This window comes from Klebsiella sp. C239 (genome assembly GCF_048822715.1).
Lineage (GTDB): Bacteria > Pseudomonadota > Gammaproteobacteria > Enterobacterales > Enterobacteriaceae > Klebsiella > Klebsiella quasipneumoniae.
Map to the genome: position 1 here is coordinate 120,986 of NZ_JBMEZK010000005.1, position 19,023 is coordinate 140,008.

At 56.3% G+C, this 19,023-nt stretch carries 14 protein-coding genes and 1 pseudogene; 6 read left to right on the plus strand and 9 right to left on the minus strand.

What is annotated here, in order from left to right; translation table 11 throughout:
* From ACOI6Z_RS15040 to ACOI6Z_RS15050, 3 genes and pseudogenes are all read right to left on the minus strand, one after another.
* Positions 1 to 1,064, minus strand: a pseudogene (locus tag ACOI6Z_RS15040) (porin).
* Positions 1,065 to 1,655: 591 nt separating this feature from the next.
* Positions 1,656 to 3,056, minus strand: a complete 1,401-nt coding sequence (asnS, locus tag ACOI6Z_RS15045) for an asparagine--tRNA ligase (RefSeq protein WP_017899452.1) — start codon at positions 3,054 to 3,056, stop codon at positions 1,656 to 1,658.
* A 175-nt stretch (positions 3,057 to 3,231) separates the two neighbouring features.
* The gene (locus ACOI6Z_RS15050; RefSeq protein ID WP_002898209.1) at positions 3,232 to 3,693 is read right to left on the minus strand and encodes an Lrp/AsnC family transcriptional regulator; all 462 of its coding nucleotides are present in this window, start codon (positions 3,691 to 3,693) and stop codon (positions 3,232 to 3,234) included.
* A 311-nt stretch (positions 3,694 to 4,004) separates the two neighbouring features.
* Between ACOI6Z_RS15050 and dpaL the strand changes: the two genes are divergently transcribed.
* The 4 genes from dpaL to ACOI6Z_RS15070 all read left to right on the plus strand — a co-directional run bounded on the left by dpaL (position 4,005) and on the right by ACOI6Z_RS15070 (position 9,076).
* Positions 4,005 to 5,216, plus strand: a complete 1,212-nt coding sequence (gene dpaL / locus ACOI6Z_RS15055; RefSeq protein WP_074423595.1) for a diaminopropionate ammonia-lyase — start codon at positions 4,005 to 4,007, stop codon at positions 5,214 to 5,216.
* 122 nt (positions 5,217 to 5,338) lie between these two features.
* Complete coding sequence (locus ACOI6Z_RS15060) at positions 5,339 to 6,628, plus strand: aromatic amino acid transport family protein (RefSeq protein WP_065812149.1); 1,290 nt, start codon at positions 5,339 to 5,341, stop codon at positions 6,626 to 6,628.
* Between the two features lie 24 nt (positions 6,629 to 6,652).
* Entirely contained in the window at positions 6,653 to 7,891 is a 1,239-nt protein-coding gene (locus ACOI6Z_RS15065; protein ID WP_044521929.1) for a Zn-dependent hydrolase, read from the plus strand.
* 18 nt (positions 7,892 to 7,909) lie between these two features.
* Positions 7,910 to 9,076, plus strand: coding sequence for a M20 aminoacylase family protein (locus tag ACOI6Z_RS15070; protein WP_044521930.1), 1,167 nt, complete (start codon positions 7,910 to 7,912; stop codon positions 9,074 to 9,076).
* Positions 9,077 to 9,118: 42 nt separating this feature from the next.
* On the opposite strand, the gene pncB is transcribed toward ACOI6Z_RS15070, so the two are convergent.
* Positions 9,119 to 10,321: a nicotinate phosphoribosyltransferase gene (gene pncB, locus ACOI6Z_RS15075; RefSeq protein WP_032428717.1), complete on the minus strand. Its 1,203-nt coding sequence runs from the start codon at positions 10,319 to 10,321 to the stop codon at positions 9,119 to 9,121.
* Between the two features lie 326 nt (positions 10,322 to 10,647).
* Here pncB and pepN point away from each other — a divergent pair, with 326 nt between their 5' ends.
* Positions 10,648 to 13,263, plus strand: coding sequence for an aminopeptidase N (pepN, locus tag ACOI6Z_RS15080; RefSeq protein WP_117133957.1), 2,616 nt, complete (start codon positions 10,648 to 10,650; stop codon positions 13,261 to 13,263).
* A gap of 97 nt (positions 13,264 to 13,360) precedes the next feature.
* On the opposite strand, the gene ssuB is transcribed toward pepN, so the two are convergent.
* The 5 genes from ssuB to ssuE are packed head-to-tail and all read right to left on the minus strand — an operon-like array spanning position 13,361 to position 17,605.
* Positions 13,361 to 14,134: an aliphatic sulfonates ABC transporter ATP-binding protein gene (gene ssuB, locus ACOI6Z_RS15085; protein ID WP_023289039.1), complete on the minus strand. Its 774-nt coding sequence runs from the start codon at positions 14,132 to 14,134 to the stop codon at positions 13,361 to 13,363.
* Positions 14,131 to 14,922, minus strand: coding sequence for an aliphatic sulfonate ABC transporter permease SsuC (ssuC, locus tag ACOI6Z_RS15090; protein WP_065812147.1), 792 nt, complete (start codon positions 14,920 to 14,922; stop codon positions 14,131 to 14,133). The genes ssuB and ssuC overlap by 4 nt, the downstream gene beginning before the upstream one ends.
* Positions 14,923 to 14,932: 10 nt before the next feature.
* Positions 14,933 to 16,078, minus strand: coding sequence for an FMNH2-dependent alkanesulfonate monooxygenase (gene ssuD / locus ACOI6Z_RS15095; protein WP_023289041.1), 1,146 nt, complete (start codon positions 16,076 to 16,078; stop codon positions 14,933 to 14,935).
* On the minus strand, positions 16,075 to 17,037 hold the full coding sequence (locus ACOI6Z_RS15100) for a sulfonate ABC transporter substrate-binding protein (RefSeq protein ID WP_023289042.1): 963 nt from the start codon (positions 17,035 to 17,037) through the stop codon (positions 16,075 to 16,077). Before ACOI6Z_RS15100 ends, ssuD begins: the two co-directional genes overlap by 4 nt.
* Positions 17,030 to 17,605: an NADPH-dependent FMN reductase gene (ssuE, locus tag ACOI6Z_RS15105; RefSeq protein ID WP_050532906.1), complete on the minus strand. Its 576-nt coding sequence runs from the start codon at positions 17,603 to 17,605 to the stop codon at positions 17,030 to 17,032. The genes ACOI6Z_RS15100 and ssuE overlap by 8 nt, the downstream gene beginning before the upstream one ends.
* A gap of 248 nt (positions 17,606 to 17,853) precedes the next feature.
* Here ssuE and pyrD point away from each other — a divergent pair, with 248 nt between their 5' ends.
* Positions 17,854 to 18,864, plus strand: a complete 1,011-nt coding sequence (gene pyrD / locus ACOI6Z_RS15110; RefSeq protein WP_004201417.1) for a quinone-dependent dihydroorotate dehydrogenase — start codon at positions 17,854 to 17,856, stop codon at positions 18,862 to 18,864.
* Positions 18,865 to 19,023 lie beyond the last annotated feature (159 nt).

Sequence of the window (19,023 nt, forward strand, 5' to 3'; positions counted from 1 at the left end):
TTAGAACTGGTAAACGATACCCACGGCCGCCTGGTCGTCGGTCGCTACGCCAGCTTCACGCGTATAAGCGTTGTCGTCCAGTTGGTTGAACTTGTACGCCGCATAAACGTTCATGTTCTTGTTGAAGTAGTACCAGGTACCCACTTCGACGTATTTAACCAGATCCGCATCGCCGCCGGAGAAGCCGCCGCGCGCCTGCAGGTCCTTGCCTTTGGTCTGTACGTAGCCGATGGACGGACGCAGGCCGAAGTCGAACTGATACTGTACAACGGCTTCGAAGTTCTGGGTTTTGCCAGCGAAGTAGTTACCCTGGTTTTCCGGGGTCATGTTGTAAGTCTGGGAGTACATGACGGCCGCGTAGACATTGTTGGCGTCATATTTTGCAGAGGTTGCCCAGGCTTCGGCTTTGTCGCCATTGCCGTCAGCTTTCTGGTCTACGCTGCGGTTGGAGCCGGAGTAGCCAGCAGACAGCGCGATACCGTTGTCGAACGCGTAGGTCGCCGCGGTGCTGAAGCCGTCGCCATTCTGCTTGTGAATCGAACGGTCGTGGTCGTTTTTACCCTGGTACTGCAGCGCGAAGCTCAGGCCGTCAACCAGACCGAAGAAGTCAGAGTTACGGTAGGTTGCCACGCCGTTGGTACGGCCGGTCATGTAGTTATCGGTGTAGTTCCAACCGTCGCCACCCCATTCAACCAGCATATCGGTTGCTGCTTCGACGTCGTAGATCGCGCCGTAGTTACGGCCGTAGTCGAATGAACCATACTCGCCCGCTTTCAGACCTGCGAACGCCAGACGGGTTTTCGTCGGCTGGGAACCTTCAACATTGGAGGCGTCCATGTTGTATTCCCACTGACCGTAGCCGGTCAGCTGATCGTTGATCTGGGTTGGGCGTAGGTGGTATCGTCGCTGCTGGTGTCGCCATTGGTGGTCCAGACGTGCTCGCCGACCATTTTTCCGTAGAAGTCCAGTTTGTTGCCGTTTTTGTTATAGATTTCTGCAGCGTTAGCTGCACCGGCTACCAGCAGGGCAGGGATCACCACTGCCAGAATATTGCGCTTCATCATTATTTATTACCCTCATTAATATTTTTTATATGAACACGTGCCACTGCCGTCAATAAGTTCTGTCAATAAAAACTTACAGAACCATTGATGAGAGTTTGGTGTCTGAAGGCATCTTTCCATCCGCGACAACGTTTCGCTAGCCGGAAAATGCTACTAATATCTCATATGAGTAACAAAACGAAAAAACATGTAACTAAATATGTTTTTATGGGAACTTTGTGAACTTAATCAAAATTCCGTTCCACATGGTGAGGTAAATCGCCTTTCCATATCTATCTATATGAATTATTTATGATTAATTTGGATAAGCGTAAATTTGCTCATTTTGTGTGTTGAATTCGTCTTCTTTTTATTCAGCCTTTGTCTTGGCAAGACGTGCGGCGCGTGGTTAAAAAATGAGCAAATTTATCAGAGGGTTTGCTCTGTTATGAACATAAAGTGCGATCTGTATCACCCGGATGCACCGAAACAGTGCGTAACATAAATGTGAATCCGAGGCCTTGATGTTTAAGTTTGTTGAATTTTGATAACAGTAATTGACATAAAAAAAGGCCAGCGCAAGCTGGCCTTTCAGGTTTGTGTCAGAAAAATTTAGAATGTCGCGTTGCGCGGGGTCCGCGGGAACGGGATGACATCGCGGACGTTCTGCACGCCGGTCACGTAGGCGATCAGACGCTCGAAGCCCAGGCCAAAGCCGGAGTGTGGAACGGTGCCGTAGCGGCGCAGGTCGCGATACCACCAGTAGTCTTCTTTATTCAGACCCATCTCGGCCATACGCGCGTCGAGCACGTCGAGGCGCTCTTCACGTTGGGAACCGCCGATGATCTCGCCAATACCCGGCGCCAGGACGTCCATTGCCGCGACGGTTTTACCGTCTTCGTTAAGGCGCATGTAGAAGGCTTTAATATCTTTCGGATAGTTTTTCACTACCACCGGCGCTTTGAAGTGTTCTTCAGCCAGGTAACGTTCGTGCTCGGAGGAGAGATCCACGCCCCAGTACACCGGGTTCTCGAACTGCTTGCCGCAGTTTTCCAGAATAGTGACGGCGTCGGTATAATCCACCTGCGCAAAATCAGCGGTGATAAAGCGCTGCAGACGGTCGATAGCGTCTTTATCAACGCGCTCGGCGAAGAACTGCATGTCGTCCGCGCGCTCTTCCAGTACCGCTTTAAAGACGTACTTGAGCATCGCTTCCGCCAGGCCGGCAACATCGTTCAGGTTAGCGAAGGCCACTTCCGGCTCCAGCATCCAGAACTCCGCCAGGTGGCGGCTGGTGTTGGAGTTTTCCGCACGGAAGGTCGGGCCGAAGGTGTAAATCTTCGACAGCGCGCAGGCATAGGTCTCGCCGTTCAGCTGGCCGGAAACGGTCAGGAACGACTCTTTACCGAAGAAGTCTTTGTCGAAATCGACTTTGCCCTGATCGTTACGCGGCAGGTTTTCCAGATCCAGCGTCGACACGCGGAACATTTCGCCGGCGCCTTCGGTATCGGAGGCAGTAATCAGCGGGGTGGAGACCCAGAAGAAGCCCTGCTCATCAAAGAAGCGATGCAGCGCCTGCGCCAGGGTGTGACGCACGCGGGCAACCGCGCCGATCAGGTTGGTGCGCGGACGCAGGTGGGCCACCTCACGCAGATACTCGATGCTGTGGCGCTTGGCCGCCATCGGGTAGGTGTCCGGATCTTCCACCCAGCCGGTCACTTCCACGTTGGTCGCCTGGATCTCAAAGCTTTGACCCTGGCCCTGGGAAGCCACGACTTTACCGGTGACAATCACCGAGCAACCGGTGGTCAGACGCAGCACTTCCTGATTGTAATTGGGCAGAGAATTATTAATAACGGCCTGTACAGGATCAAAGCAGGAACCGTCATAGACGGCGAGGAATGAAAAGCCAGCTTTTGAATCTCGGCGGGTACGCACCCATCCGCGGACCGTGACTTCGCTGTCAACGGCAACGCGGCCCTGGAGTACGTCGGCTACAGGCACAACGCTCATAATAATCTCTCTATATAGTCCAATAAAAAAGTCTCTTCCCCCTACAGCGGGGGGATATCTATGTTACCTGTCATCTTCCATCAGACAAGTAGATTTCGCACAGGGAAGGGTGGATTTCGGAAATAAATACACCTCCGGGGCGTTCTTTGGCTCCCCATTTCGACTTTTACACGACTTACTCGATAATGACCGTCATTTCCTGCTTCGCATTTTGCATCGACACGATGGTCCGGAAAGACTTGATATTTCCCGAGGCAAAAAAGAGTTCACGGGTTAGCGCTTCGTATTCCGCCATATCACGGACGTTGATCACGAGCAGAAAATCGAAGTCGCCAGTGACATAGTAGACCTGCTGCACTTGCGGACAGGTTACGAAACGCTGTTTATCCTCCTCAAGCAGATCGAGACGTTCATTCTCAATGGTCACCTGCACCATAATGGTGATGGGTCTTCCCACTTTACTGGCGTCCACTAAGCTAACACTGCCTTTAATCACCCCTGCATCCTCAAGTGCAGCGATACGCCGATTGACTGCCGAAGGAGACAGGCTGATCCGATCGGCGATCTCCCGTTGCGACAAGCGATTATTACGCTGCAAGAGCGTAAGAATTTTTTTATCCCATGCGTCAAGTTTCATCATATATCTCGTCCTGCAAGCCTGTGATCAATCTCACTCATGCAACGTTGTTGCGTGAGAATGATAAAACAGAGTGAAAATTGCGGCGCGATGGGCAACTTTGCGCCAATTAACCGCCGGGCGCAGTGTACCATCACAGGCAGTGGGAAAGCGGCATATCGCGACAAAAAGCCTCTCACACTCTGACTTAACCAATTTAAAGCGACCGTCCTGTCTCAGGCCGCACGGATCCGTGCACCCGTCGTTTAGGCGGAATGGTCGCAAATAACGTTATCGTCGCAGGACGATATGAAAATAGAGGTGCCTGAATAGTGGACACAATTAAATTTCAACTCAACGCCCGGCGGCAGCCCTATGGCCAGGGAGCAGACTTGAGTCTGCTCAATGAAAGCGTGGGGAACGAAGTGCTGGCATTCCATCAAAAATTTCCTGATTACCGGGTCACGCCGCTGCGTAAGCTGGAATTTTTAAGCCAGCGGCTGGGCCTGGGGTCGATCCATATAAAAGATGAAGCCCAGCGATTCGGTTTGAATGCGTTTAAAGGATTAGGTGGATCTTATGCGATGGGGAAATATCTCGCCGCTCTGCTTGAGCGAGATATTACTACGTTGAGCTTTGCCGAGCTTAATTCACCAGCGATTAAGGCGCGTATCAAGGACATCGTATTTGTGACTGCTACCGACGGTAACCATGGACGTGGCGTGGCGTGGGCGGCTGAGCAGCTTGGGCTGCGTGCGGTGGTGTATATGCCAAAGGGCTCCTCACCGGTACGCGCGCAGAATATTCGCCGGCATGGCGCCGAATGCACGATTACTGAACTGAACTACGACGACACAGTTCGGATGGCGGCCAAAACCGCGCGCGAGCAGGGATGGGTATTACTCCAGGATACCGCCTGGCAGGGCTACGAGCAGATCCCCACATGGATCATGCAAGGCTATATGACCCTCGCTGTTGAAATCTGGCAGCAATTAGTAGAAAGCGGGGCGCCGATGCCGACGCATCTGTTTTTACAAGCCGGTGTCGGGTCGTTTGCCGGCAGCATCATGGGATATTTCATCGAAAAGATGCAGCAGAAGGCTCCCACCATCATCATCGTTGAGCCGCACAAGGCGAACTGCCTGTATCGCTCGGCAACCATTAATGACGGACTGCCGCACAGCGTCGGCGGGGATATGTCAACCCTGATGGCCGGGCTTGCCTGTGGTGAACCTAATATCACCAGCTGGCCAATGCTCCGCGACCATGCCACCTGTTTTATTTCCGCCGACGATTGTCTGGCCGCCAATGGCATGCGCCTGCTGGCCGCTCCGCGACCAGGTACTGACGAACCTTTTATCTCCGGGGAATCCGGCGCTATCGGCACTGGCGTGCTTTACGCGCTGATGACTCAGCCGGAGTATCGCGAGCTTGCCGAATCTCTGCGCCTGAATGCCGATGCACAGGTTCTGTTAATCAGCACGGAAGGAGATACATCACCCGATGTCTATGAAGACATCGTCTGGTTTGGACGTAATGGTTGAGCGCTATCGACAATAACAAGGGGGCCATCTTACCTACCCTACGAGCCCTCGGTGTGACAAGCGTTCTGACTCATAACGAAAACATACGCGCTTTCGCGTCATGCACAGAGAGAACCTGACCGATGAATACTGAAAATATAATTATCAATAAAAGATGTTCCGATCCCGCAAAGTGGCATAGCGAAGATACCGTTTGGGTCCTTGGCCTTTTCGGTACCGCAATTGGCGCCGGGGTGCTGTTTCTGCCGATTAATGCCGGAATTGGCGGCTTCTGGCCGCTGCTGATTGTTTTTGTCCTCGCTTTTCCTATTACTTATCTGGCTCACCGCGGTCTGGCGAGATTCATTTACTCTTCCAATACGCCGGAAAGCAGTATTACCGATGTTATTGGCGAGCATTTTGGCGCGCTGGCGGGAAAAGTGTTTACCGTCATCTATTTCTTCGCCGTCTATACCATTCTGATTATGTATGCGGTGGCAATCACCAACACCGCGCAGAGCTTTATCACCCACCAGTTGGCAATGGCCGAGCCGCCCCGGTCGCTGGTGGCCATCGTTCTGATCCTCGGGCTGATGTTTATCGTCCGTTTTGGACAGCGTTTGATAATGCGGGTGATGAGCACCCTGGTTTATCCCTTTATTATCTCGCTTATTTTTATGGCACTTTTTCTGATTCCGCACTGGAACGGCGCAATTTTGCAAACCGCAAGCTTCAGCGCCACAGGCGATGGGCAGGGGATCATGTTATCCCTCTGGATGACCTTCCCGGTACTGGTGATGTCGTTTAACCACTATCCCATCATTTCGCCGATGGTGGTGCGCCAGAAGCAGCGTTACGGTCTGGCGCTCGCTGAGGGGAAATGCGCGCAGATCCAGCGCTACGGTATCCTGCTCATGACGGTGGTGGTGCTGTTTTTTGTTCTCAGCTGCGTGTTAAGCCTGTCGCCGCAGCAACTGGCGGAAGCCAAAGCCCAGAATCTGTCGATTTTGTCCTATCTGGCCAATCAGTACGATACACCGATTATTGCCTGGCTATCGCCGATTATCGCCTTCGTCGCTATTACTAAATCATTTCTTGGCCACTACATCGGCGCCTATGAATCGCTGCGCGACCTGATTCTGGAGGCCGCCGCCGCACGCGGGAAAAAACCTGGCATTCGCCTCGTCGACGCGGTCATCCTGGTGTTTATGGTGTTTACCTGCTGGTTCGCCGCGTACAAGAACCCCAGTATCCTCGGTATTATCGAATGCATCAGCGGTCCCACCGGGGCGGCAATTCTTCTGCTGTTGCCTATGTACGCCATTCATAAATTACCGGTGCTTGCCCCCTGGCGCGGTAAAGCGAGCAACGTTTTCGTCACCCTGATCGGGCTTATCACCGTCTCTGCCATTTTTTACGGCATGTTCCAATAACCACCATCACTAGCGAGATGTTTTATGAGTCATTTTCTGCAGATTAACGGCCAACGGCTTATCGATTCCCTGTATGCGCTTGGCGAATATGGTGCGCTGGAAGGCGGCGGCGTATGCCGCCTGGCAGCGACGGCCGAAGATAAAGCCGGCAGGGACTTTGTTGTAGCCCGCATGAAGGCCCTGGGCCTGAGTGTGTCTATTGATGCTATCGGTAATGTCACCGGTGTTTATCACGGCGAGGAGACGTTGCCGATGGTGATGATGGGGTCACATATCGATACCGTCGCTACCGGTGGGTTATACGATGGCAACTACGGCGTTATGGCCGGCCTTGAGGTGATTGCCACCCTCCAGGATGCCGGGATCCGCCCCCGACGACCGTTGGCGGTAACCTTCTTTACTAACGAGGAGGGGGTGCGATTTCAGCCCGATATGATGGGCAGCGTGGTGTTTGCCGGCGAGTATCCGTTGGCGCAGGCGCTCGCGGCAAAAGATCTCGACGGTATCACGCTCGATGAAGCGCTGCGTAACATTGGTTATAAGGGCGAACGTCAGCCGGGAGATATGGCGGTAGATAGCTACGTTGAGCTGCATATCGAACAGGGACCGATTCTTGATAAAGAGCAAATTGATATTGGCGTTGTTACCGGCGTACAGGGTATTTCGTGGCAGGAATTTACCCTGAGAGGCGTATCGAATCATGCGGGTACTACCCCAATGTCCATGAGACGCGATGCCGGGCTGGCGGCTGCGAAAATCGCTGTTTTTGCCCGTGAGCTGGCGCTAAGCCTTGGTGGTGATCAGGTAGCTACCGTTGGGCATTTCAGCGTGAAGCCTAATCTGATCAACGTCATTCCCAACCATGTCGTTATGTCAGTGGATCTTCGCAATACCGATAATGCGATCTTATGTCTGGCGGAGCAGCAACTGGCAGAATTTGTCGCAAAAACGTCGCAGGAAGAGGGCGTGGAGATAACCAGCCGCTCACTGGTGCGCTTTGAACCGGTCATTTTTGCCGATGAGATCGTCAATGCGGTGGAAGCCGAGGCGGAGCGTCAGGCGCTCAGTTACCGACGTTTGCCAAGCGGCGCTGGACACGATGCACAATTTATGGCGTCGGTATGTCCCGCCGGGATGATTTTTGTCCCCTGCGTTGATGGCATCAGTCACAACGTCAAAGAACACAGTGCGGCCAAAGACCTGATTGCTGGCGCCAATGTGCTGCTGCAGGTGGTTTTACAGCGCGCCCAGCGTATGGACTAATGTTTACAGGAACAGAGAATGAATCAGCAACAGTTAAAGCAGCAGCTTATCGCCTGGCGTCACTATTTGCATGCCCATCCGGAAAGCGCCTTCGAAGAGCAGAATACTTCACGGTTTATTGCCGAAAAGCTCGAGGCCATGGGCATTGAGGTACACCGCGATATTGGCAAAACCGGGGTAGTGGGGAGATTGAAATGCGGCGACGGCAAGGGCGTTATCGCTATTCGTGCCGATATTGACGCCATTCAATTGACCGAACAGGGAGACCGGTCTTACCGCTCCATGACCGCCGATCGGATGCACGGCTGCGGGCATGATGGTCATACCTGCATTGCATTGGGCGCGGCGCAGTTGCTATTGCAGCGGCAGAATTTTAACGGCACGGTCATCTTTGTTTTTCAGCCTGCTGAGGAGCCTGGCTATGGCGCCAGAGCGATGATGGACGATGGCGTTATTGAACGCTTTGGCATTGAGGAAATCTACGGTCTGCATAATATGCCGGGTATGAAAGCCGGGACTATCGCCACGCGAGTCGGTGGCATTATGGCCAGTGAAGATAACTTTATTATTCGTATTCAAGGGCAGGGAGCGCATGCGGCGCGGCCGCATATGGCGAAAGATCCGCTGGTAATTGCGGCGGAAATCATCCTGGCTTTGCAGACAATTGTTTCGCGAAATGTTGATCCGAACGTGCCAGCGGTCATTTCCTGTACTGAATTGCACACCGATGGCATCCGCAATGCGATTCCGACGCATGTTGAAATCAAAGGGGATACGCGCAGCTTTGTACCGGAGGTGCAGATGCTGCTCGAAGAACGAATGCGTACCATTAGCGAAGCAATTTGCGCGATGCACGGTGCGAGGTGCCAGTTCAGCTATACCCATGAATTTGCGCCAACGGTGAACTGGCAGAAATGCGTTGATGTGGCGGTCACCGCTGCGATTAACGTGGTAGGGGCTGAGAAGGTGGACGGCAACGTCGCACAGATGATGATTTCGGAGGATTTTGGCGCTTTTCTGCAAAAAATCCCCGGCTGTTTCATCTTTTTAGGCAACGGCGATGGTTCAGATGCTCAGGGCAATACACCGTTGCATAATGCCTGCTACGACTTTAATGATGAGATATTGCTAACTGGCGCGGAGTATTTTGCCGAGGTCGTCAGAACCCGTCTGCCGCAGGAGTGATATTGATTGGCCCGATAGCAGAATGCCGTCGGGCCATGTTTTTTAGCTTGCCTTTTTAATCGGCGGCAGGTCAAACGCCTCGCGCAGGGCGCGGACGAAGGCCTTATCGTGGCAGATGGTTTTCCCCGGGCTGTCGGAGAGTTTCGCCACCGGCTTGCCGTTACATTCCACCAGCTTAATCACGATATTGAGCGGTTTAACCTGCGGCAGATCGCAGGTTAAACGAGTGCCAATACCAAAGCTCAGCTTCACCCGCGAGGCGAAGTGGCGATACAGGTCGACGGCTTTCGCCAGGTCGAGATTATCGGAGAAGACCAGCACTTTGCTCAGCGGATCGATGCCCAGCTTCTGGTAATGGGCGATGGCTTTTTCACCCCATTCCACCGGGTCGCCGGAGTCGTGGCGCAAACCCTGATAGCGGGTGGCGAACTCCGGACCGAAATCGCGCAGGAACGCATCCATGGTGATGCAGTCGGTCAGCGCGATGCCCAGCTGGTCAGGATACTCTTCCAGCCAGGCGGCGAGGGCTGCCCGCTGGCTGCTGGCCAGGTTCGGGCTGATCTGCTGGTGGGCCTGGAACCACTCATGGGCCTGGGTGCCCATCGGGGTTAAGTTCAGACGGCGCGCCAGATCGTAGTTGCTGGTGCCGACAAACCATGGCTCCTGCTGCAGGCGTTGCACAATGGCTTCCTGTACATCGCGTGAAAAACGACGGCGGGTGCCGAAATCCATCAGGCGGAAGGCGCTCATATCGAGGTCAGCGGTCATGGTGGCGAAGTCGCCTAGCTTATGCTCCAGCGCGTTTAGCGCTTGTTCAACGCCCATCTCGGGTGAACGGTAGCGATGGACCAGCTCGCTTATCACCGCCAGCAGGGGGACTTCCCACATGATGGCTTCCCGCCACGGGCCAGTGAGGCGAATGTTCAGCTTGCCGTTGTCATTGGCGACCGTGACCTGGCGCGGGTCATAGCGAAAATCGCGCAGCCAGTCGAGGTAATCCTGGCGAAAAAAGGGAAGGGTGGACAGCCAGCGATATTCATCATCCCGCAGCCTCAGATCGCGCATGGACTCCACCTGCTCGCGGATCGCGTCGGCATAAATGCCGAGCAGGTCGTCTCCACGGCAGCGAAACTCCGCCGCCACATGTACATCGCCGTAGCGGTGGAAGACAGCCTGCTGCATGTGCAGCTTGTAGGCATCCGTATCAAGCAGCGAATGCAGTACAGGAGAAGTGAATTGTGTCATGGTGCGCAGTAGCATCCTCTCACTGGAGCGTTCCATCGAAACCAACGCGGAAAAAGGAGGCGGAGTATACCTTTATTACCCGGCTCTGTCCCGCGATGGAGAGCGATGGCGACGCTGACGGTCATTTGCGAGGCCTAGTTTAATATATTGAACATGGATCACACCATAAGCTTTGCGTCGGGTCGAGGGCAATTCGTGCCACGAGTGTTAACAAAATGTAGCGATTTTCGTGTTTCACGTTGAAAAGATGAAGATTCTGCATAGCGCGATTGACACAACAGGAATAGACTGGGACGACACTTTACCGAAGATGCTAAAGGTTTTTTATGACACAACAGCCCCAAGCCAAATACCGCCACGACTATCGTGCGCCGGAGTATCTGATTAGCGATATCGATTTGACCTTTGACCTGGATGCCGCAAAAACCGTTGTTACGGCCAAGAGCAAGGTCTCCCGCCATGCGGCTGCGTCTGATGTGCCATTGCGCCTGGACGGCGAAGATCTGACCCTGATTGCTCTGCAGGTGAACGGCCAGCCGTGGAGCGACTATAAAGAAGAAAACAATCAGCTGGTGATCGGCGGCCTGCCGGAGCATTTCACCCTGACCATCGTCAATGAGATCAGCCCGGCGGCGAACACCGCGCTGGAAGGCCTGTATCAGTCAGGCGAAGCGCTGTGCACCCAGTGTGAAGCGGAAGGTTTCCGCCATATCACCTGGTACCTGGACCGTCCGGATGTGCTGGCGCGCTTTACCACCAAAATTATCGCCGATAAAGCCAAATATCCGTTCCTGCTCTCCAACGGCAACCGGATGGCGGAAGGGGATCTGGAGAACGGTCGTCACTGGGTACAGTGGCAGGATCCCTTCCCGAAGCCGTGCTACCTGTTTGCGCTGGTGGCCGGTGATTTCGACGTCCTGCGCGACACTTTTACCACCCGCTCCGGGCGTGAAGTGGCGCTGGAATTGTACGTCGATCGCGGTAACCTCGACCGCGCGCCGTGGGCGATGACCTCGCTGAAAAACTCCATGAAATGGGATGAGGAGCGCTTTGGCCTCGAGTACGACCTCGACATCTATATGATTGTCGCCGTCGACTTCTTCAATATGGGAGCGATGGAAAACAAAGGGCTGAACGTCTTTAACTCCAAATATGTCCTGGCCCGCACCGACACCGCCACCGATAAAGACTACCTCGATATCGAGCGGGTGATTGGCCATGAGTATTTCCATAACTGGACCGGCAACCGCGTCACCTGTCGCGACTGGTTCCAGCTCAGCCTGAAAGAGGGGCTGACCGTGTTCCGCGATCAGGAGTTCAGTTCCGACCTCGGCTCGCGGGCGGTGAACCGCATTAACAACGTGCGCACCATGCGCGGGCTGCAGTTTGCCGAAGACGCCAGCCCGATGGCGCACCCGATCCGCCCGGATAGGGTTATCGAGATGAATAACTTCTATACCCTGACGGTCTATGAAAAGGGTGCCGAAGTGATCCGCATGCTGCACACGCTGCTGGGTGAAGAAAACTTCCAGAAAGGGATGCAGCTATATTTCGAACGTCATGACGGCAGCGCCGCCACCTGCGACGATTTCGTCCAGGCGATGGAAGATGCTTCTAACGTCGACCTGTCGCACTTCCGCCGCTGGTACAGCCAGTCCGGTACGCCGATTGTCACCGTCCACGACGACTATAACCCGGAAACCGAGCAGTATACGCTGACCATCAGCCAGCGCACGCCGCCGACCGCCGAGCAGGCTGAGAAACAGCCGCTGCATATTCCGTTTGCCATCGAGCTGTACGATAACGAAGGTAAGGTGATCCCCCTGCAGAAGGGCGGTCATCCGCTGCACCCGGTGCTTAATGTGACTCAGGCTGAGCAGACCTTCGTCTTTGATAATGTCTATTTCCAGCCGGTCCCGGCCCTGCTGTGCGAGTTTTCAGCACCGGTGAAACTGGAATACAAGTGGAGCGATCAGCAGCTGACCTTCCTGATGCGCCATGCGCGGAATGATTTCTCGCGCTGGGATGCGGCGCAGAGTCTGCTGGCGACCTACATCAAGCTGAACGTCAACCGTCATCAGCAGGGACAGCCGCTGTCGCTGCCGGTGCACGTGGCGGACGCCTTCCGCGCGATTCTGCTCGACGAGAAGATTGACCCGGCGCTGGCCGCCGAGATCTTAACCCTGCCGTCGGCCAACGAAATCGCCGAGATGTTCGCCATTATCGATCCTATCGCCATCGCCACCGTGCGCGAGGCGCTCACCCGCACCCTGGCGAACGAGCTGGCGGACGAATTCCTCGCGGTATATAACGCCAATAAGCTCGACAGCTACCGGGTGGAGCACGCCGATATCGGTAAGCGAGCCCTGCGCAATACCTGCCTGCGCTATCTGGCGTTCGCAGAGCCGACGCTGGGCGATAAGCTGGTGGCGGCGCAGTATCACCAGGCGGATAACATGACCGACGCGCTGGCCGCGCTGTCGGCGGCGGTTGCCGCTGAGCTGCCGTGCCGCGATGCGCTGATGCAGGAGTATGACGACAAATGGCATCAGGACGGCCTGGTGATGGACAAGTGGTTTATCCTGCAGTCCACCAGTCCGGCGGCCAATGTGGTCGAAACGGTACGCGGTCTGCTGAACCATCGTTCGTTCAGCATGAGCAACCCGAACCGCGTGCGGTCGCTCATCGGCGCTTTCGCCAGCAGCAACCCGGCGGCGTTCCATGCTGAAGACGGTAGCGGCTACCAGTTCCTGGTGGAGATGCTGACCGAGCTTAACCAGCGCAACCCGCAGGTCGCATCGCGACTGATTGAGCCGTTGATTCGTCTGAAGCGTTATGATGAGAAACGCCAGGCGCTGATGCGCGCCGCGCTGGAGCAGCTGAAGGGGCTGAAGGATCTCTCAGGCGATCTGTACGAGAAAATCAGTAAGGCGCTGGCGTAACGGTGGCAAAATCCCCGGTTGCGCTCTCGCTTACCGGGGCTACAGCGCTGTGCGATTTGGTAGCCCGGCCGAGCGAAGCGCGGGCCGGGGACGTTAGTTAGCCATGACTAAACAAACGCGGTGCGCTCTCGCTCTTGCCGCGTTTCATCACCCGATCCAGCACCTCCGCCTCCAGCTCGGCCAGCTTCGCCGAACCGGTGCGCCGCGGTCGCGGAATATCCACGTTCAAATCGAGACCGATCTTCTTCTCTTCAATCAACAGCACCCGGTCGGCCATCGCCACGGCTTCGCTGACGTCGTGGGTCACCAGCAGGACCGTAAAGCCATGCTCCTGCCACAGAGAGACGATCAGCTCCTGCATCTCCAGACGGGTGAGGGCGTCCAGCGCCCCCAGCGGCTCGTCCAGCAGCAGCAGGCGCGGGCGATGGATCAGCGCGCGGGCCAGCGCAACGCGCTGCTTCTGCCCGCCCGACAGCGCCGCCGGCCACTCCTGCGCGCGGCTCTCGAGTCCGACGCTGGCCAACGCCTGCAGGGCGGCGTCGCGCCAGGCGCCTTTTAACCCCAGCCCCACGTTATCAATCACCGTTTTCCACGGCAGCAGGCGCGCATCCTGAAACATCATCCGGGTGTCGTCCTGGATCGCCGCCAGCGGCGTCGCGCCTGCCAGCAGCTCGCCGGCATTCGGCTTTTCCAGGCCCGCCAGCAGGCGCAGCAGGGTGCTTTTGCCGCCGCCGCTGCGGCCCACCACCGCCACAAACTGGCCGCTGGGGATATGCAGATCCAGCTCGTTAAGAATGGTGTTGTCGCCATAGCGTTTAGTCACCCCGTTCAGCAGCAGCGGGATACCTGGGTTCAGACGGGCAGTGTTCATGCGTTAGCCTCCTGAAGATGATACGCCGGGTTCCAGCGCAGCCAGAGCCGCTCCAGCATCTGGGCGCTGACGTCGGCCAGTTTGCCAAGAATGGCGTAAAGAATGATGGCGACCACCACCACGTCGGTTTGCAGAAATTCACGCGCATTCATCGCCAGGTAGCCGATACCGGCGTTCGCCGAGATGGTTTCGGCGACAATAAGCGTCAGCCACATCAGACCGAGGGCAAAACGCACGCCGACCATAATCGAGGGCAGGGCGCCGGGTAAAATCACGTGACGGAAAAGAGCAAAGCCGGATAAACCATAGCTGCGCGCCATCTCCACCAGCCCACGGTCGATATTGCGGATCCCGTGCCAGGTATTGATATAGACCGGAAACAGGGTGCCCAGCGATACGAGGAAGATCTTGGCGGTCTCATCGATGCCGAACCACAAGATCACCAGTGGGATCAGCGCCAGGTGCGGCACATTGCGCAGCATCTGGATCGACGTGTCCAGCAGGCGCTCGCCCCAGCGTGACAGACCGCTGATCAGGCCGAGCACCAGTCCAATGGAGCCGCCGATGGCGAAGCCGACCAGCGCCCGCCACGAGCTAATGGCCAGATGCTGCCACAGCTCACCGCTGGCCGAGAGCGTCCAGAACGCTTTCAAAACGCCCTCCGGCGAGGGCAGCACCCGCGTCGACAGCCAGCCGACGGACGACGCCAGCTGCCAGACAATGACCGTTCCCACCGGCAGCAGCCAGGGGGCGAGGCGTAATAACAGGGGATGGGTTGATTTTGCCATCAGTGCCTCCTCAGCTCTGCGCCACTTTACGTGGGATAAACTCGTTGGCGACGGCTTCCCCCTGCAGACGCAGGTTGTGCGGCTGCGGAACAGATGGCACCGCGACGTCGAGCAGCGGGAACAGCAGCTCGCCGACCCGATACGCCTCTTCCAGATGCGGATAGCCGGAGAAGATAAAGCTATCGATACCCAGCGCGGCGTATTCATTGATCCGTTCGGCAACGGTAGCGGCATCGCCCACCAGCGCGGTTCCGGCGCCGCCGCGCGCCAAACCGACGCCAGCCCACAGGTTGGGGCTGATTTCCAGCTTATCGCGTCGACCGTTGTGCAGCGCCGCCATCCGCTGCTGGCCGACGGAGTCGGTTCTGGCGAAGGCCGCCTGGGCGCGGGCGATAGTCTCATCATCCAGATGGGAGATAAGGCTGTCCGCCGCCTGCCAGGCTTCCTCATTGGTTTCCCGCACAATCACGTGCAGGCGGATGCCAAAACGCACCCGGCGACCGTGTCGGGCGGCTTTCTCCCGCACCTGAGCTATCTTCTCTGCCACCTGGGCTGGCGGTTCGCCCCAGGTAAGATAGAGATCGACCTGCTCAGCGGCCAGATCCTGCGCTACCTCAGACGATCCGCCGAAATAGAGCGGCGGACGCGGCTGCTGGAGCGGCGGGAACAGCAGTTTGGCGTCGCGAACGCGCTGATGCTTGCCGTTAAAGGTGACAGTCTCCCCCTCCATCAGCTTGCGCCAGATATGGGTAAATTCAGCCGAGGCCTCATAGCGCTCGGTGTGGTCGAGGAAGACACCGTCGCCTGCCAGCTCGGCGGGATCGCTGCCGGTGACCAGATTGAACAGCGCCCGGCCGTTCGACAGTCGGTCCAGGGTCGCCGCCTGGCGCGCGGCCACCGTCGGCGACACCACGCTTGGCCTCAGGGCGACAAGAAATTTCAGCCGCTGCGTTACCGGGATCATCGAGGCCGCAACCAGCCAGGCATCTTCACATGAGCGCCCGGTCGGGATCAGTACGCCGGTGAATCCCAGCCGATCCGCCGTCTGCGCGATTTGCTGCAGATAGCCGTAATCGACCGGACGGGCTCCCTCTTCGGTACCCAGATAACGACCATCACCATGGGTCGGTAAAAACCAGAACATATTCAGACTCATGATTTCGCTCCTTGTGCGGCGGCGGGCTGCCAGATGCGGGCCCGGATATCAACTTTTTTCGGCACCAGCTTGTTCTCATAGAACAGGTCGGCCGTCTGCTGCTGGCGAGCGGCGGTTTCAGCACTCACCGGGGTAACCGAGGTGGGGGGACGATGGTCCAGGTAGCTGGCGATCACCGCTTCCGGTAATCCCATCGTTTTTGCCAGCAGCGTAATGCTTTGCGCACGCTGGCTATGGGTCAGGGCATCGGCCTGGGTAAAGGTATCGAGTACGCCCTCAATAAAGGCGCCATTGCGTTCAGCGTAAGGGCGGGAAGCGAGATAGAAGGATCCCGTCTGTTTCAGGTCGGTTCCGTCGGTCAGCACCCGGGCGCCGCCCTGCAGCAGCGCGGCGGAGTAATACGGATCCCAGATCGCCCAGGCGTCGACATTGCCCTGCTGGAAGGCGGCGCGCGCATCGGCGGGGGCGAGATAGACCGGCTGAATGTCGCTAAACTTCAAACCTGCGAGCTGCAGGGCGCGCAGCAGCAGATTGTGGGAGCTGGAGCCTTTCTGAAAAGCGACCTTTTTCCCTTTTAGCTCAGCAACGTTATGAATCGGGCTGCCCTGTGCCACCAGAATCACTTCCGCTTTGGGTTTTGGCGGTTCCGAACCGATATACACCAGATCGGCGCCGGCCGCCTGCGCAAAGATAGGCGGAATGTCGCCAGTGCTGCCAATATCGATGCTGCCGACGTTCAGCGCCTCCAGCATCTGCGGACCGGCCGGGAATTCAATCCACGAAATATGGGTTTGCGGGTAGCGCTGCTCCAGCAGCTGATGGCTTTTCGCCAGCACCATGCTGACGCTGCCTTTCTGATAGCCGATGCGCAGGGCGTCAGGCGCCGCCGGGGCGGCATGGCCCAGGGCGGAGAACAGCAGCAGCCCGCCGAGGGTCAGAGCGCGGAGAGGATTAAGCATGTTCCACCCCACGCAGAGACGTTAACGACGGGGCGCGGCTGCTGGGGCGATGCAGCGCCTGCCAGAAGGTCTCCAGGGCTTCATCGAGGCGCCGCTGCAGGTTCGGGGTAAACTGCGGCTTGTGCTGGTAATCGGTCACCTGGCTGTCGTCGGCGAAGACGCCATGGAGGATCTCCTGAGCCTTGAGGGCATTCAGCACCGGCTTCAGGGCGTAGTCCACCGCCAGCATGTGGGCGATGGTGCCGCCGGTGGCCAGCGGCAGCACGATTTTGCCCTCCAGCGCCCGCTCAGGAAGCAGGTCGAGCAGCGTTTTCAGGGCGCCGGAAAACGAGGCTTTGTACACCGGCGTGGCGATGATCAGTCCGTCAGCCCCGGCCAGCTGCTCATTGAGCGTCTGCAGCGCCGGGTTGTCAAAGCGAGCGTACAGGAGGTCTTCCGGGGCAAAGTTCTGCAGATGCCAGTGGCAGACTTCGATATCGGCGGCGGCGAGCGTCTCTCTGGCGTATTCCAGCAGGGCGCTGGAACGGGAAGGGTAACGCGGGCTGCCCGCAAGCGTAATGACGCGCATCTCTCTCTCCTTATAACTAAATGTTTGCATTTATCTATAATTGATAACATTTGTAGTGAGTGTGACAGAGGGCCATTCTTTCCCTAAATGATTTATCCACCGTTAGATAGCCGAAAAGCGCATAACGGCGCGCGGGGAGGTAATCGTTTGCGCTGATGGGGGATTTTTTGTCGCAGGTCAATTCCCTTTCCGCAACAGATCGCACATAATACGCCCCCGGTTTGCACACCGGGAATCCAGGAGAGTTCATGTACTACCCCTTCGTTCGTAAAGCCCTTTTTCAGCTCGATCCTGAGCGCGCTCATGAAGTTACCTTTCAACAATTACGCCGTGTCACCGGGACGCCGCTGGAAATACTGGTTCGCCAGAAGGTGCCGGCCAGGCCTGTCACCTGCATGGGGCTGACCTTTAAAAACCCGCTGGGTCTGGCGGCCGGGCTGGATAAAAACGGGGAATGCATTGACGCGCTGGGCGCGATGGGTTTTGGATCCATTGAGATCGGCACCGTGACGCCGCGTCCGCAGCCGGGCAACGATAAGCCAAGGATCTTCCGTCTGGTGGATGCAGAGGGGTTGATCAACCGCATGGGCTTTAATAACCATGGCGTCGATAACCTGGTTGAGAACGTGAAGAAGGCGCATTTTGACGGCGTGCTGGGCATCAATATCGGCAAAAATAAAGACACGCCGGTTGAGCACGGGAAAGATGATTACCTGATTTGTATGGAAAAAGTCTATCCCTACGCCGGCTATATCGCCATTAATATCTCCTCGCCGAATACCCCGGGGCTGCGCACGCTGCAATACGGCGAAGCGCTCGATGATTTACTCTCCGGTATTAAAAATAAGCAGCTTGAGCTGCAGCAGAAGCATCAAAAATATGTTCCGGTCGCCGTGAAGATCGCGCCGGATCTTTTGCCTGAGGAATTGATCCAGGTTGCCGATAGCCTCGTGCGTCATAATATTGATGGCGTGATTGCCACCAATACCACCCTCGATCGTTCTCTGGTTCAGGGAATGAAACATTGCGATGAGACCGGCGGACTTAGCGGTCGTCCATTACAATTAAAAAGTACCGAAATTATCCGTATGCTTTCCGCTGAGCTCAATGGCCGCTTGCCTATCATTGGCGTGGGCGGTATTGATTCCGTGATTGCCGCGCGGGAAAAAATGGCCGCCGGAGCATCGCTGGTGCAGATCTATTCCGGATTTATTTTTAAAGGTCCGCCGCTGATTAAAGAAATTGTTACCCACATCTAATCTTTTCCTCCTCTGAATCCCACCCAGGGCTTTATTTCCGGCCCTGGTTGTTTTATATTCCCTCACTGTTGCTTATTTAAACATTTTAGACTTTTCTTAATTTTAGAAAATATTCTGCGGCAAGTCGCAACAACTTTGCAGAGGCGTATGAAAGGGGAC

Excerpts from the sequence above, each read along its gene's own strand:
- asnS (WP_017899452.1), bottom strand. The coding sequence starts at position 3,056 with ATGAGCGTTGTGCCTGTAGCCGACGTACTCCAGGGCCGCGTTGCCGTT.
- ACOI6Z_RS15050 (WP_002898209.1), bottom strand. The coding sequence starts at position 3,693 with ATGAAACTTGACGCATGGGATAAAAAAATTCTTACGCTCTTGCAGCGT.
- ACOI6Z_RS15060 (WP_065812149.1), top strand. The coding sequence starts at position 5,339 with ATGAATACTGAAAATATAATTATCAATAAAAGATGTTCCGATCCCGCA.
- ACOI6Z_RS15065 (WP_044521929.1), top strand. The coding sequence starts at position 6,653 with ATGAGTCATTTTCTGCAGATTAACGGCCAACGGCTTATCGATTCCCTG.
- ACOI6Z_RS15070 (WP_044521930.1), top strand. The coding sequence starts at position 7,910 with ATGAATCAGCAACAGTTAAAGCAGCAGCTTATCGCCTGGCGTCACTAT.
- pncB (WP_032428717.1), bottom strand. The coding sequence starts at position 10,321 with ATGACACAATTCACTTCTCCTGTACTGCATTCGCTGCTTGATACGGAT.
- pepN (WP_117133957.1), top strand. The coding sequence starts at position 10,648 with ATGACACAACAGCCCCAAGCCAAATACCGCCACGACTATCGTGCGCCG.
- ssuB (WP_023289039.1), bottom strand. The coding sequence starts at position 14,134 with ATGAACACTGCCCGTCTGAACCCAGGTATCCCGCTGCTGCTGAACGGG.
- ssuC (WP_065812147.1), bottom strand. The coding sequence starts at position 14,922 with ATGGCAAAATCAACCCATCCCCTGTTATTACGCCTCGCCCCCTGGCTG.
- ssuD (WP_023289041.1), bottom strand. The coding sequence starts at position 16,078 with ATGAGTCTGAATATGTTCTGGTTTTTACCGACCCATGGTGATGGTCGT.
- ACOI6Z_RS15100 (WP_023289042.1), bottom strand. The coding sequence starts at position 17,037 with ATGCTTAATCCTCTCCGCGCTCTGACCCTCGGCGGGCTGCTGCTGTTC.
- ssuE (WP_050532906.1), bottom strand. The coding sequence starts at position 17,605 with ATGCGCGTCATTACGCTTGCGGGCAGCCCGCGTTACCCTTCCCGTTCC.
- pyrD (WP_004201417.1), top strand. The coding sequence starts at position 17,854 with ATGTACTACCCCTTCGTTCGTAAAGCCCTTTTTCAGCTCGATCCTGAG.